The organism is Paenibacillus marchantiophytorum, assembly GCF_014640555.1.
Lineage (GTDB): Bacteria > Bacillota > Bacilli > Paenibacillales > NBRC-103111 > Paenibacillus_E > Paenibacillus_E marchantiophytorum.
Genome location: NZ_BMHE01000003.1, coordinates 323277 through 338862, shown reverse-complemented (window position 1 = coordinate 338862; position 15586 = coordinate 323277). Strand labels below are relative to the sequence as shown.

Here is a 15586-nt window from a genome sequence, read left to right as displayed (position 1 = left end):
ATTATTTGTTGTCTTCTCTGGTCGGCAGTTTGTCAACGAGCCTGCCTAGCAGCTCTACCAGCATCAGCTTCTCTGCTTGCGAGAATTGCTCGAAGGGTTCGGCGAGTTTTTCTTTCCATGCTTGTTCAGTTTGCTGAATAACGGCATAACCCGCATCTGTTAAAATCACCGTCTTCACGCGTGTATCCGTTTCGCTGATTTGCCTAAGCACGAGGCCGCTTTTCTCTAATCGATCCAGCATTTGTGACATCGTGCTCTGTTGCACGTCCAATTTAACGGCGAGTTGACCGATCGTTTGATTCGCTTCATTGGAAAGATGGCGCAGAAGCAGCCATTGGACACGTGTTATGGTTCGGCTCTCAAGCCCGAATGTCGTATACCGTAGATAACGATTAACGGCAATCAGTGAGGCGGCAAGTTGATCCAGCGAATCTGGATAGTTCATGTTATTCACTCCAAAAAAAGTTATATATTCCCAAGTTTCATTTCTATTATATAGCTAACCTATATATATTTCAAATGATATTTAAGCAAATTTGCTTAAATATATGGATTTTAAATGGTTGCATATCCGAATAAAACTTAGTTGACGAATATAAATGGAGATGCTACTATGATATTATTCTTAGTAAACACCTTGGTTTTGTGGATATAATGTACAACACATCTATCGCGAACTCATTACTAGGAATGAACGATATGACTACTCGTCCAACCGTACGAACGGAGGCGTTCCTTATTAGGGATGCCTCCTTTTTGTTTTTTTGCTTGTTGACTGAAGGGTTCATATGTTGGCATTTCAATTGAGAATATTTGTTTAGGGGGCAATGGATATGGCGAAAGTATGGGAAGATAGTGAATTGCGGTTGTCTGCTGATGTTCTAGTTATTGGTGGCGGGCCATCTGGAACTTGGGCGGCCTTAACGGCTGCAACGAATGGCTCCAAAGTCATTCTGGTAGATAAAGGGTACTGCGGCACAAGCGGAGCTACGGCGCCATCAGGTACGGGCGTTTGGTATATTAAGCCGGATGAACAGCTTCGTGAGGAAGCAAGACAGAGCCGTTATCTACTCGGTGGTAAATTGGCGGAGGTTCCTTGGATGAATCGTGTGCTCGATCGCACGTATGAAAATATGAATAAATTGGGAGCGTGGGGCTACCCTTTTCCCAAAGATGATAGTGGCGATCCTTACAAAAAAGGCTTGCAAGGGCCTGAATATATGAAGCTCATGCGTAAATTGGTACAAAAAGCTGGCGTGCAAATTCTCGATCACAGTCCTGTACTTGAACTGCTCGCCGATGAACACGGTGTTGGCGGTGCGACAGGCGTGCGGACGCAAAGCGGCCAAACGTGGACGGTACGTGCCGGGGCGGTAGTGATCGCGACAGGCGGCTGTGCTTTCCTAAGCAAAGCACTAGGAACGAATGTTTTAACGGGGGATGGTTATTTGCTGGCTGCTGAAGCAGGGGCTGACTTCTCCGGCATGGAGTTCTCGAATGCGTACGCGATATGCCCGACATTCTCTTCCGTGACCAAAACAGCTTACTATCGGTATGCTTCCTTCTATTACGAAGACGGAACCATTGTGGAGGGGGCAGGTTCGCAACGCGGTCGATCGATCATTGCTCGCAATCTGCTGCAAGGTCGTCAAGTGTATGCAAGCTTGGATCAGGCGCCTGAGGATATTCGTCCACTTCTGCGCGTGAACCAAACGAATTTCTTCCTGCCTTTCGATCGGCTCGGTATCGATCCATTCAAAGATAAATTCCCGGTCACACTGCGCTTGGAAGGAACAGTTCGCGGTACAGGAGGTATTCGCATAATTGATGAGCAGTGCTCAACGATTGTGCCAGGCCTCTATGCGGCTGGAGATGCAGCTACACGAGAACTGATATGCGGAGGATTCACAGGCGGTGGCAGTCATAATGCCGCTTGGGCGATGTCATCCGGTTCGTTCGCCGGCGAGGGAGCTTCCAAGTTTGCGCGTGATCTCGGTGACAGAGCATCCAATCGCCAGTTGAGAAGTGTCTCCACCACGACATTCGCCAAAGCCGGAGGCAGTGAGGATAAAGGCAAAACGGCAGAAGCCATTCGTGCTGTGCAAGAGGAAGTAACGCCGTATGATCGTAATTTGTTCCGCACGCAAGAAGGGCTGGCTAGCTCGATCACCCGTCTGGATGGACTTTGGACAGATCTGCGCGAGCGTACGACGACCCTGGATCTGCAAGGTGTTCGCCATCGTGAAGCAACGGCTATGACAGCGACGGCTCGCTGGATGTACAATACCGCACAGGTTCGTACGGAGACCAGAGGGATGCACAAACGTGAGGATTATCCGACTTTGGATGATTCGCAGCGCTATCGGCTAATTAGCGGCGGGCTTGACCAGGTCTGGACGCAAAAGGCTGAAGTAAGCAAGGAGGCCGTTACGACATGATTGAATTGGTCAGCGAGTCCAAATGTGTAGAGTGCAATTTATGCGTGTCGGTTTGTCCAACGAACGTATTTGATCGCGGGGAGCATGGCATTCCGGTCATTGCGCGCCAAAGCGACTGCCAAACCTGCTTCATGTGCGAGTTGTATTGTCCGGCGGATGCGCTTTATGTCGCTGCGGATGCCGAAGGGCCAACGGCTGTTAGTGAAGCGCTTTTGGATGAACAAGGTTTATTGGGCGGCTATCGTGAGAAAGTAGGTTGGGGCAAAGGCCGCAAACCAGTTGCCGAGCATCCTTATATGTATGAATTAGCGAAAAGAACCGCCATAGGGTAATCCCTGTGGCTACAACCTGAGAGGAGATTGGACAATCATGACAGAGAAACAGATACAAAGAAAAAGGGGATTTTTACGGTCATCAAGTTTGGTCGTCATGTTAGCGACAATGGTTGCCTTGGTAGCGGCATGCGGCAATTCGGAAGGAGCCTCCAAGCCAGCGAACAGCAGCGCCGCAGCAACTAGCAGCGGAGCCAAAGTGCAGCCGCCAAGTGTCATCAATTATGGTTACATTGGGACGAATAAGCTTAATTTTCCGGGCGGGGCGGAAGGATGGGGCTTCTATAAAGGGATTATTCAAGAAGAATTCAAGAAATACGGCATAACGGATGTTAAACTGGTTGCTTTCCCGAACGGACCCGATCAAAGTGAATCGCTGATCAGCGGCAGACTTGATTTCGGCAGCTTGGGCGATACGCCAGCACTTCTTGCTCGTTCTACCGGAGCCAAAACAAGAGCCATTACGCAAGGGGCTACGGACAGTATCGGCTACTTGATTGGCAAGAAAGGCGGACCTCAGTCCATCGCTGATCTGAAAGGCAAAACGGTTGCGATTCAAAAGGGTTCCTTTATGCACCGTTACATTGCTGGTTTGGTGAAAGAACAGAACGTTCCGGATGTGAAATTCATCCATATGCTGCGTCCTGACGGCGAGGCTGCTCTCTCTCGTGGAGAAGTCGACGCGATGACGAACAGCGCGATCTTCGCTTTAAAGCAAATTGAACAAGGCTATCCGTTAATTGATGATGCGTCCAAACATCCCAATCTAATCGGTACCAGCATCACCGTGGCTTCTGAAGATTATCTGAAGAAATTTCCTGATTTCCAAAAAGTTTGGAATGAAGCGCGTCTCAAAGCGCTGAAGGATTTGAAGACCAAACCTGATGAATACTACCAATTTCTTTCCCAGTTAAATGGTTTTACACCAGAACTGAATAAGAAAGTTTCGCCGATTGAGACGATTAAAGATGTTAATTTTACCGATGATGGCCTCAAGCTGCTCGATGGGACGAAGAAGTTTCTAGTCGATGAGAAGCTGGCAGAGAAAGATTTTGATCTGAATCAGTGGATTCTAAAATAAACCGATATTTCGATGACGAAAGGAAATGTAAACATGACGACTACTACGCAGGCCGTTAATCAAGCTTCATTATCCCCAGAGGTTGAGGCGAATCGCTTATTCTAATCGTATGGAGCATTGGAATCGGCAATTCGCAGCGCTGCTGACGGTGCAATTGCTTGTCTCAACAGCTCATGGCATGTTCGTGGGGACTCGCTCTATTGGCATCGGTCGGTTCTTTCGCGTAATGCTCAATTGCAGGTTACACAATCCTTATTAATTCAGGCAACTGCTTCTAAACCTTAATGCCACTAGTGGTGTTGAGGTTTTTTGTTTGGCAACTTACTCATTTCTGTACTTTTCAGGCGAAAAGTCTGATATGCATAGATATCAGGTGCATAATGAGGTGAGCGATGAAGAATTATGATGCGTTTTTGTTTGCTTTACATAAAATGGAATCGCAGCTCAAACAATTGACATTTTATTTCCATGAAGGCCATGATTGTATGCAGTTGCTGCAAAATAAATTGGATGAATTGTGTGCGTTTATCAATAACGAGGAACATATCCGTGAATGGCATTTGTGGAGTCATAACGAAGAGATTCGGACTCAAGCACAGCTGCTCAGAGCTAGCTCCATTGAAGCTCTTTGTCATGTAGAGAAATATCAATCAAGACGCCTACATAGAGGAGAAAGCCAGATAAGTGACTATATTCGCAACTTATCCCACTCGGTTATAAATGAGCTCAACCTGCTGCAAATTGATCGTCAGTCTAAGGTCATATTTGTTGGTTCTGGCGCACTCCCGACCTCATCTTTGATCATTGCAGAGCATACTGGAGCTGAAGTACTCTGTTTGGATATTGATTTGGAAGCGGTTGAACTGGGAAGGCATACAGCAAGGTTGTCAGGTCTCGGCGGCAAAATTACTTTTACGAATACAAGCTTATTGGAATTAGAGTTTACGAGGAAGGCTACACATGTGTTGATTGCTTCACTTGTTAGCAATAAGCTGGAGCTGCTGGAGGAACTCAAGCAGGTCGCCCCTAAGTCAGTGAGAATTATGATGAGATACGGGAACGGTCTCAAATCGTTATTTAATTGCCCGTTGGAAGATGATTTTTCCGAAGAATGGACGCAGGGGAAAATTAGCAATCCGTCGCAGATCTATGACATACTTCTCATGGAACGTGCCAAACAAATGGGAATGGGTTCAGGATTTTGGCTGTCAATGTACCATAAATAGTATCCATTTGACTCTAGAATTGTATGTCGGACTTGTGATACTTTGGAGATGGGTTTCGAAATCAATCTGAATCCACAAGGAGAGACAGCCATGAACTTATTAATTGTGGAAGATGAAATTCGACTCAGACATGCACTCGCTAATAACATCCCTTGGGATCAACATGATATTGAGGTTGTCGGCCAAGCTGGCAATGGCAAAGAAGCTTTGCGCTTAATCGATTTGAAAAAACCGGAAATTATTTTGCTGGATTTGCAAATGCCTGAGATGGACGGCTTGACGTTGGCTAGACAGCTTCGCGAAACCGACCCCTTTCTGAAAATTATCGTATTAAGCGGTCATGATGATTTCTCCTATGCACAGCAAGCACTTGAACTTGGCGTTATGAAATATTTACTGAAGCCTGCTGGAGATGAGGAAATTCTGGGAACCGTGCTTGAAGCGGCAGAAAGGTTGAAATCCGAGCTTGAACAGCATCATAACGAAGTGGAGTTAAAGGAGAAGTGGAGGCAGCATTTGCCGCATTTGGTGAATGATTTTTTATTCGGCTGTCTGAAAGGCAAGTTCGAGCCATGGGAGATTGAGCACAAAAGCAATACGCTGCAGTTGGAATTGCCGCAGGAGGATCATTACGCCGTAGTCGTCATTGATATGGACCCGATCTCGGAAGGGGAGACGAGGTTCAGCAGGAAGGACATGTCCTTGCTGCAATTCTCGCTCGGCAGTATCACGAAGGAATTCCTCCAGCAAGAAGCGTGTTGGGTTATTTCAGATTATGCCGGCGGAACAGTCGTTATATTTCATTTAACGGGAAATGAAGCTGCTAATCTTGCGCTGCAGAAAATTAATGCCCTGACAGAGAAGCTGCTTTTTACGGTGCATAGCTGCCTCAGACTTAGCGCAAGCGCGGGCATTAGCGGATTCCTTGGCCGGCGTGAAGAGATGAACAAGCTGTATACTCAAGCTATGCGAGCGCTGCAAAACCGGATTGTGCTTGGACATGATTTGGCAATTCCGTATCGGGAAGAGCAGGGAAGAGAGGCGGAATTGCAGCTCCAGCCGAACTTGGAGAAGGCTTTGGAGATCGCGCTTGAAACAGGCGAAGCCGAGAAGGCTAGCGAAACTTTAAGCATGCTTTGGGATAGCGGAATGCGTAGTGCGGAGACACTTATGGACATGCAGGAGTATATTCTTTATTTTGGCAGCTTGTTCGTTCGTATGATCCAGAAACAGGGTTGGCCGGTGCAGGAAGTGGCTGGGGAAGACTATGTCTACTTTCACAATCATCGGGAGTTGACAGCGAAGGATCAGATTTTCTTTTGGCTGCAGCGTATGATTAAAGCGTATTTAGCTTACGCGAATCAGCGAAGAAAATCAACGAGTCATGGTGTGATTAAGACCATCCTTGGCTTGGTCGAAAATGAAATTGACCAGGAAATGACACTCCAAGCTGTAGCTGATAGATTGTACGTTAATTCCTCCTATTTGAGCCGTTTGTTCAAGCAGGAAACAGGCAAAGCTTTCTCCACTTATGTACTGGAAAGGAAAATGGAGAAAGCCAAGGCAACCCTGCAAGAAGGCGTAAGAGTCTATGATGCTGCTGCTGCTGTCGGCTATAGAGATGTGAGTTATTTTACAAGGGTATTTCGCAAATATTGGGGCGTGACACCGGGTGAGGTTCGGAATTAAACGCTCATTCACCTGCAAGTGCAAGCTTTCTCCTAGGTGGAGAAGGCTTTTTTTCTTGTTTCCTAATCGAGAAGTTATCAAAGTACCAAAACAAGTAATATAACTCTAATTCGCAAAAAATCGCCGGATGATACACTAATTACAAGACTAAGAGGCAAGAAGGAGGCGTCGTTTTGAGAGTAAAAAAGCATTATTCGCGTCAATTATGGATTGATATTCGCAAAGATTGGGACTTATATCTTGCGCTCCTTCCTGGCCTTGCCTTCCTACTGCTGTTTAAGTATACGCCGATGTATGGCATCATCATTGCCTTTAAGGATTTCAATATTTTTGAGGGAATGGCAGCAAGTCCGTGGGTAGGCTGGAAGCATTTTGAGAAGTTGATTTCATCGGAAAGTTTCTTATCTGTTTTTCAGAACACATTGATTATTTCGGTCTATAAAATTTTGTTCCTTTTCCCGCTGCCGATTATTGTAGCAATCTTGCTTAATGAATTAAGACAGGTCGCTTTTAAACGGAGTGTGCAAACGGTCATTTACTTGCCGCATTTCTTGTCATGGGTCATTGTCAGCGGTTTGTTCATTGATATTTTGTCTACGAACGGAGGCATTGTGAACAAAATGATTGTTTCGCTGGGTGGCGAACCGATTCGTTTCTTCCTGGACAGCGACATCTTTCGCTCGGTGCTTGTGACATCCGCTGGGTGGAAGGACACCGGGTGGAATACGATCATTTATTTGGCTGCCTTGGCTGGCATCGACCCTGGATTATACGAATCCGCGAAAATGGACGGGGCGAATAGATGGAAGCAAATTATTCATATCACACTGCCAGGCTTACTCCCGATCATACTGCTGATGTTTATTCTACGGCTTGGATATGTGCTGGAAGCGGGCACTGAACAAGTGCTTGTTATGTATAATCCAAGTGTCTATAACGTGGCTGACGTAATAGGCACATATGTTTACCGCATTGGGTTAGGAGAACAGGATTATAGTTTTTCGACGGCTGTAGGCGTATTCGAATCCGTGGTCGCTTTTATCTTAATCCTGACAGGTAACGGATTGGCGCGCAAATTTTTTGGGCGCGGTATCTGGTGATCGGCGCATGAAGGAGGAACAACGATGAGTGAAAACCATACCGTTAAAGGATCTATTGGGCCAAAGCCAAAACCGAGGTCGGGGTCGGGCGTCATTCGCGCCTCAACGGGAGAGCGTATTTTCCAAGTAGTAAATGTTCTCTTTTTTATCCTATTAGGTCTTTCTACAATCTTTCCGTTCATTAATTTAATTGCCAAATCGCTAAGTGGAGAAGCCGCTGTCGTTTCGGGGATGGTGACGATGTATCCGATTGATTTTCAAGTGGGGACCTACGTTTATGTGGCTAGCAATTCACTATTCTTGAACGCCTTTACGGTCTCCGTCACCGTCACGTTAATTGGATCGCTCTTGGCTCTGGTGATGACAACCCTTGCAGCTTATCCGCTGTCCAAGCCTAGATTGCGAGGACGGAAGTTTTTCATCCTATTGTACCTCTTTACGATGCTGTTTAGTGGCGGGCTAATCCCGACTTATTTACTCATGCATAAGCTTCATTTGATCGATAAACTGCCGGTGCTGTTCCTGCCCTTCATGATCAATGTCTACAACATGCTGATTATCAAAAGCTATTTTGAAAGTCTGCCTGACAGTCTGGAGGAATCGGCGAAAATTGATGGGGCCAGCAATATGAAAATTTTAGTGCGAATCATTTTGCCGCTGTCCATGCCTGTACTTGCAACGATAGCCCTTTTCTATGCGGTTACGTTCTGGAATGATTATTTTACGTCATTGATCTATATCAACTCGGCGGATTTGAAGCCCTTGCAGCTTTATTTAAAAGAGCTCTTCGTCACTTCAACCGATGCGTTCCTGAGAACGAATGTGGACGCTTCACTGAATGTATCGCCACAGTCGATTCAAGCCGCTTCCATCATTTTGGCGACACTGCCGATTATCCTCGTGTACCCTTTTTTACAGAAATATTTCGTGAAAGGCGTTCTGGTGGGCTCGGTTAAAGGCTGAATTCAAAGTAGCGACCTCATGAAGGGTGGTGGTTGGGCAGCAACCGTATGGCAAGTTAGTTTGGCTATTGACTTCTATCCAATCTTGAAATGCAAAGGGAGGCATCTGCATGTTAAAAAAATATTTAACAGTCCTATCCATTACCACGTTAGCGGCTGCACTAAGCGCTTGCGGTGGCGGCAATGAACCTGCTGGCAGCACGACAGTACCAAGTACGTCAACTTCACCAACGGCTGTTGCAGGCACAAATGCGCCTAAACCAGAATTCAAAGCGCTGCTGCAATATGCCCGGTTTGATCCCAACGCTGAGGTAGTGGCGAAATTTCTGAATGAGAAAACAGGATACAAGGTTACCTATGACATGCTGCCAGTTGAAAATCCGGATGACAAACTGAACCTGCTTATGGCCAACAAAGAACAATATGCCTTCATGCTGTTAACAGGTCCGCAGTACTCTAAGCTCGCATCTTCAGGTGCCCTTGAACCGATTGATGAGCTAGTTAACAAATATGGCACCAATATGAAAAATGTGATTTCGCAAAACTCCTGGAATGGGGCTAAGCTAAACGGTAAAATTTACGGTATTCCACAAACGGGATCAGGCACGGTCGTCAACTCCTCGCTTATTGTCCGGCAAGACTGGATGGATGAGTTAGGGCTCAAACCTCCGACTACGCGTGATGAGTTGTATACGGTGATGAAAACGATCAAAGAAAAGAAGAATGTCATGGCCATATCAGGCGGCAAAAGTCCGCTATTGCCTGAAATATTGCCAACATTTGGCTTGACGATGGTTCAATCGACCTTGACGACAGGCTGGCAGGATCAGAATGGCAAACTTGTTAATGCCGTCGAGAACCCGAACATGAAATCGTACTTGACGTTTATGAAAAAGCTTTACAGCGAGAAGCTGATTGACCAGGAATGGTCACTGAACCAAGCCAATAAAGTCATTGAGAATTTCACGAGCGGTAAAGCAGCGATTATTTCCAATGGCTATTTTAATGCGCCTACCGTGCAAAATGCGCTGTTGAAAAACACGCCGAATGCCAAAATTGCCGCCCTGCCTTATTTGAAAGGCGATAATGGGAAAGTGCAGGTCATGGCAACCGCTGGGATCAGCTATTATGTAGGTATCCCCAAATGGGCCGACAAGAAGGAAGAAATCGTTAAGTATCTGGATTTGAAGTTGGATAAAGAGATACATAAAGAAGCAACGATCGGTAAAGAAGGGGTTCACCACAAAGTGGAGAATGGAAACTATTTCCCAATTCTGCCTATTTTCAACGATCAGTACAACAATGCGTCCTCCTTCCTTACAGGGGTAGATGAGAAAAACTATCCGATTTATTGGCAGGCTCGTGTTCGTAAAGATCCGATTCTAACGGACGCTTTCAATAGAAATCAAGAAGCAGCCAAAGGCAGCACCGTGGTTGATCCGCTGTCCTTCGCACCGCCGCTTGAAGCGATCGGGAAGAATAATCAGAAGCTGCAAAAATTGATGGAAGACACGTATTTGAAATACATTACCGGTGCAGAACCGCTTGAAAACTATGATAAATTCCTGGCACAGTGGAAAGCGGAGGGCGGCGATGATATGACCAAAGCTGCTAACGAGTGGTACGCTGCGAATAAAAAATAGTAGACAAGTAATTCCCCTGTGGTTGACTGCCACGGGGGTTTATTAGGAATAAGGGAGTGGGCGTTATGAAGAAAATCGGGTTTATTGATTATTATTTGGATGAATGGCATGCGGAGAAATATCCGGCTTGGATGGAGCAAGCTTCAGGTGGAAGGATGAAAGTTGAATTCGCATATGGCCAAATAGATCTGCCTGACAAGAGCAGCAACGCAGCGTGGTGTGCGAAGAAAGGCATTCAACTGCTTAGTACGATAGAAGCTGTCGTGGAACAAAGTGATTATCTGGTCATTTTATCGCCTGATCATCCAGAATTTCATGAAGAATTGTCGCTTCTTGCGCTTCAATCCGGTAAACCAACGTATATCGATAAAACGTTCGCGCCAAGTCAAGCGGCTGCCTCACGGATGTTCGAGCTCGCTGAGAAGCATCGAACCCCGATGTATTCTACCTCGGCGCTGCGGTTTGCAGATGAGTATGCGGATCTTCAGAAGATAGGCATTGAGTCCATCTGCAGCTTGGGGCCAGGCGAATTCGGGAACTATGCGATACATCAAATTGAACCGATCATTATGCTGATGGGCATAGAGGTGAAACGAGTCATGTGGACAGGGACCGACAAGACGCCATCTTTGATTATCGGCTATGCAGATGGTCGTCAGGCGACGATCAACTTGTACGGCTGGGATTGCCCATTCTCCATGGCCTTGCGCTATGAGGAAGGCGCGTCGAAGTTTATCCAAATCCAGTCGGATTTCTTCAGCAGATTTATTGCAAACCTTGTCGGCTTCTTCGAATCCGGCAAGCCTGTTGTATCCCAGTCGGAAACGATCGCTATTGCGACGGTTTTGGAGCGGGGCTTGAAGGCGCGTTTCACGCCGCACCAGTGGGTGTTGGTTTAGTTTCTGGGAAGACTAACAGGAGCCTGCGGCTAGTCACCTACAATGATAAGCACGGGGATAAATAGAACATCCAGGAGTGCTAATTCTGCAGGAATTCTCACTAATAAGCACCTTCAGCTACTTTAATCACAGTGGTTCCTTTAACGCAAGACGTGCCTAACCCGAAGCATCCAGAACACTAAAGCATCCAGAACACAGAAGCATCCGGAACACAGAAGCATCCAGAACACAGAAGCATCCCCAACACAAAAGCAACCCCAACACAAAAGCAACCCCAACACAGAAGCATCCGGAACTTCCATACGGAAGGTACCGGATGCTTTTTGTGAACGCCAGAAAGTATAAGTTTTTGCGTGGATTTAAGGGATTCTCCCATTATTGTGGAGATCCGAAAAAAGGGTTTAAGCTGCTCGCATGTGAAGGGTGCCACGATCTTAGATGGTGTCCTATCGGTGCAAGGGACGTTTCTGCACGACGTTTTCATGCGGAGAAACGGAAGAGTGGGGCTAGGGTCTTGTCTGAGGACGTATGTCTAGTCAACCATCGACATGTTATCTTGACAATCGACGAAGGTCTAAGAGACATGTTGTTGGATTGGGGTGTTGGGTTGTAAGCCACCCCATTCTTTGGAGGTATAAACAAGTTATGGGGCAGAATGAGATCCTCTAGCTTAGCTATCGCGCGGAGATAAGGGAACGTCAAGCCGCGATACTTGCAAAATGTGTCATGATCGCGAGTTGGAGGGAACTACAGGGCGCTATAATTCTGAAAACCGCTGTATTCCAAACCAGAGGGAACTACGATCCGCTATTCCACCATTTCCTGGTTAGAATCAGCAGGTTCCGCTTATATAACGGATCACAGTTCCCTTTCATGCTGCTTTTACCCCAGTTCCCGCCATTTAGCGGATCATAGTTCCTTTTCACGCGACGCTCTCTGTCATTGCAAAGCCCAAAGGGAACTAGAATCCGCTAGATAGCTGAAAACCGTTATGAATACGCTCATCTCTTAGGGCGGCAAAGCCGCTTTACTTATTGAGGCTTGAGGCTGCTTTTTCATATCCTATTCAATCTCTCTATCATCCATTTTGTCTTTATGGTTGTTGAATACCTTGACTTTGATTTCATCTTTTTTGCCGTGATAGGACGCGCTAATCGTGGCAGTGCCGGGTTTCACGGCTGTGATTGTGCCGTTCGCTGAAACCGAGGCGACTTTATCATGTGAGGAGCTATACTGCACTCCTTGCGTAAGAATTGCGGTTACACCGTCAGAATAAGTAGCTTTCAGCGGCGCCAGATACGTCTCACCTTTGACAAGACTGATCTTTTTCCCTTCAAAGTCAATAGATTTCAGCGCGACTACGGTGACCAGCGACTTCGTGACTTTGCCCTCGTACTGCGCCGTGATTTCCGTTGTACCCGTGTTTAGCGCCTTAAGGGTGCCATCCGCCGTAATGCTTACGATATTGGGCTTACTGGAACTGAAGCTAGCCCCGGATATAATGGCAGATGAACCATCGGAATAAACAGCCGAAGTGACGACAGGAAGTTGGTCGTTAATGACAAGACGATAGGCTGTGGAGTCGAGTTTGATTTCTGTGAGTATGGGAGCCGATCGAGTAATCGTGACGGTTTTTTCGTTTGTTTTGAGGCCGTCTACATAGACCGAGATTTTCACGGTATTCAATCCTATGTATAGATTCACTTGACCGCTAAAGTCGCCATTGGTTGATAAAGCAGCAGGGACGTTGTTCAGACGAACTTCCGCGGTGCCGGGACCAAGCACTTCCACATTGCCTTTGATTCCAAAATTCGAAAGAGATGTAGTGGCATTCGCATAAGCCAAGTGGCCTCGCAGGACAGCGGATCTTACGTTATCGCCGATTTTGTAAGTGTTGGCAACCAGTTGACGCTTGGTTCTGACGCCTGACGCATCCAGTGCAGAGATAACAAACCCGCCTTGTGGAATGACGCTGTTATTAGGCAGCATATTCGTCCAGTTCCAGGTAAGCGCTTGTTGACGATTAACAACGTTGGTAACTTTGCCATTGCTCCCAACGATGGCTTCAACACCGAATGTTGTGGTCGCCGTGGTTAAACCAAAGGCATCCGAATATACATTCAAATTATTTTCATTGCGGCTAACGTTATACATATCGCCTAGCAAGAACGCTTCGGGATTCCCTGGAACGCTCGAGCCGACTTGATAGTCTTGCACATACGGGACATTCTGCAGCGATGCTTTCACGACCGGCCAGTTGACCTGTGAGTAGTCGAAAAGCATGAGCCCGTTGGATTGAGACAACCCCGCTTGAAATACAGAGCGCTGTAGTAGAGGATCTTGAATGTTGGCCAGCGCGATGCTGGCATACATCGGGATCTCACCGTTGGTCACGATATTGCCCAGCGTAATATGGTGCTCAATTTCCTTTTGCGTCGTTTGATAGGTCCCGATCATGAGGAAATCGATGTTCTTCGCATATCCTGCTGTGGCGTAAGAGTCCGTATACATGCTGTCTTCGGGAAATTGGAGCCGGCTATCGTAATGGAAATTCGTGCTGCCCCAATGGACGCCGTTCAAATAATAGGATTCAAACCACGAGCCTACATAAGCAGAAGCATAAACCTTTTTGCCCTTCAAGGCCGTATATCTGTCAGTTAATTGACGAACATCATCTGTAAACGTTTTAATGGTTTGAGAGCGGAATTCCCACCAGTCGTTGATGAGTGGTCCGTTGTGCCGAACATTATTGACGTAGGAGAATACGTCAGCAGGCCAATGGGTCAACTGCTTGCCGCGTGCAGCAAGAAAGGCTTCGAATTTGGTGCGAGTCAAGGGACTGAAGTCAGCCGTTTCATTGTCATAGCGCGTCCGATCGAGCACAACGCCATCGACATCATAATTTTTAATAACTTCTTCCATGTTGGTTAACTCAAACGCTCGCACAGCATCATTAGCCGGATTGACGAAAGCTACGAGAGACTTACCGGATTTGTAGTAATTACTCTCCCGCAGCCGAAGAATTTGACCTCCGTCTTCCGGACGATAAACCTGCTCTTCCCAGTCTAGGTGCTGATTCAACAGCGCATATTCATTATGAGCAGGGGAACCCTCGGCGAAGACGTTAAAGGCGGCATGGATTTTAATCCCAAGTTGGTGTCCATACGTAATGAATTCTTGCAGCATATCCAGGTTCGGATTAGCGCCAGCCCGCGTTGGAGCAGTCATCAAGGAAATATGCGGCCGCCCGGTCAAATCATTTCGCTTGTAGTTGGCAAAGCCTTCAACACCCTTGACATCAAGGGCAACCGCTGTGACGCCGGCATCCTTGGCTTTGGTGAGCATATCCCGGACATTCTCAGGGGTTTGCAGCTTAAAAATGTTCGTTCCTTGATCGACCCAGAGAACGACTTCTTTCGGGGCGCTTGTCTGCTTTTTGTAAAAAGCGATAAGCGACTTTTTGGCGCTATCTACGCCATTTTTGGCAACGACAACATCCAGGTAGTTGACACCTTCCGCAAGGTTAATTTCAAGCTGAAACGTTTGATTCGCTTGTAATGCAGCGGCTGTTTGATTAACCCGCACGGTGTACACGCTGCTTGGCTCCACATTTTCCAGCTTGCCGGATACCGTGACTTTCGGTTCTGTGACTGTAAACCATTCCTCGTTGTTTAGTTTAAGCTGAACTTTGGGGCCCTGACCTGTCATGAGATCGGCAACAGGGATGACGCCGCCGTTTTTACGCAGTTTGATGAGATCTCCCACTTTGAAGTTTTTGGCCAAGTACTGCTTAAAGGTTTTGTTGGCCCAACTATCATCGTTGGCGACCAACACATAGCCGCCTTGCGGAATCGACAGGGTGGTCGGCCCAGACCAAATGGGAACAGCGCCATTGATGGAAGGGTTTATGACTTGGATCACATGGTTCGCTGCATTAACGACGACGCCAACGGAAGTTTTGGCTACGGTTATCTCAGATGCATACTCCGTTGTAAATAGGGCTAGGTAGTCGGTGATACCACTGGTGTCTTTATCAATGAGATTAATTTGCTTTCGTGGACCTTCAATATCAATCGTAATGTCAACGGGAGCGGCTTCCACTTCGATATAATCAGCTGCACTTGCCGCAAAGGCCGTCATCGGGTTCAGGGAAACGATTAATGTCAGCAGTAGCGTAATACTTAGCCATTTGGGTGTTTTCAACGGGATACACATT

11 protein-coding genes and 1 pseudogene are annotated in these 15586 nt (G+C 46.8%); 10 read left to right on the top strand and 2 right to left on the bottom strand.

The window, feature by feature from the left end:
* Position 1: 1 nt before the first annotated feature.
* Positions 2 to 445, bottom strand: coding sequence for a MarR family winged helix-turn-helix transcriptional regulator (locus tag IEY34_RS05430; RefSeq protein ID WP_189008659.1), 444 nt, complete (start codon positions 443 to 445; stop codon positions 2 to 4).
* Between the two features lie 388 nt (positions 446 to 833).
* Here IEY34_RS05430 and IEY34_RS05425 point away from each other — a divergent pair, with 388 nt between their 5' ends.
* From IEY34_RS05425 to IEY34_RS38090, 10 genes and pseudogenes are all read left to right on the top strand, one after another.
* Positions 834 to 2438, top strand: coding sequence for an FAD-dependent oxidoreductase (locus tag IEY34_RS05425; protein ID WP_189008656.1), 1605 nt, complete (start codon positions 834 to 836; stop codon positions 2436 to 2438).
* Entirely contained in the window at positions 2435 to 2770 is a 336-nt protein-coding gene (locus tag IEY34_RS05420; protein ID WP_189008653.1) for a 4Fe-4S dicluster domain-containing protein, read from the top strand. Before IEY34_RS05425 ends, IEY34_RS05420 begins: the two co-directional genes overlap by 4 nt.
* Positions 2771 to 2807: 37 nt before the next feature.
* Positions 2808 to 3851: an ABC transporter substrate-binding protein gene (locus tag IEY34_RS05415; protein ID WP_189008651.1), complete on the top strand. Its 1044-nt coding sequence runs from the start codon at positions 2808 to 2810 to the stop codon at positions 3849 to 3851.
* A 392-nt stretch (positions 3852 to 4243) separates the two neighbouring features.
* Positions 4244 to 5077 (top strand): nicotianamine synthase family protein, encoded by an 834-nt coding sequence (locus IEY34_RS05410; protein ID WP_189008648.1) that lies wholly within the window; start codon positions 4244 to 4246, stop codon positions 5075 to 5077.
* Between the two features lie 90 nt (positions 5078 to 5167).
* On the top strand, positions 5168 to 6766 hold the full coding sequence (locus IEY34_RS05405) for a response regulator transcription factor (protein WP_189008645.1): 1599 nt from the start codon (positions 5168 to 5170) through the stop codon (positions 6764 to 6766).
* Between the two features lie 173 nt (positions 6767 to 6939).
* On the top strand, positions 6940 to 7866 hold the full coding sequence (locus IEY34_RS05400; RefSeq protein WP_189008642.1) for an ABC transporter permease: 927 nt from the start codon (positions 6940 to 6942) through the stop codon (positions 7864 to 7866).
* Positions 7867 to 7890: 24 nt separating this feature from the next.
* The gene (locus IEY34_RS05395; RefSeq protein ID WP_189008639.1) at positions 7891 to 8829 is read left to right on the top strand and encodes a carbohydrate ABC transporter permease; all 939 of its coding nucleotides are present in this window, start codon (positions 7891 to 7893) and stop codon (positions 8827 to 8829) included.
* 109 nt (positions 8830 to 8938) lie between these two features.
* On the top strand, positions 8939 to 10471 hold the full coding sequence (locus IEY34_RS05390) for a type 2 periplasmic-binding domain-containing protein (RefSeq protein WP_189008636.1): 1533 nt from the start codon (positions 8939 to 8941) through the stop codon (positions 10469 to 10471).
* Positions 10472 to 10536: 65 nt separating this feature from the next.
* Complete coding sequence (locus IEY34_RS05385; RefSeq protein WP_189008633.1) at positions 10537 to 11370, top strand: Gfo/Idh/MocA family protein; 834 nt, start codon at positions 10537 to 10539, stop codon at positions 11368 to 11370.
* 379 nt (positions 11371 to 11749) lie between these two features.
* Positions 11750 to 11962, top strand: a pseudogene (locus tag IEY34_RS38090) (transposase zinc-binding domain-containing protein); the annotation flags it as partial.
* A 470-nt stretch (positions 11963 to 12432) separates the two neighbouring features.
* Here IEY34_RS38090 and IEY34_RS05375 read toward each other — a convergent pair.
* Positions 12433 to 15573, bottom strand: a complete 3141-nt coding sequence (locus IEY34_RS05375) for a family 10 glycosylhydrolase (protein WP_189008627.1) — start codon at positions 15571 to 15573, stop codon at positions 12433 to 12435.
* Positions 15574 to 15586 lie beyond the last annotated feature (13 nt).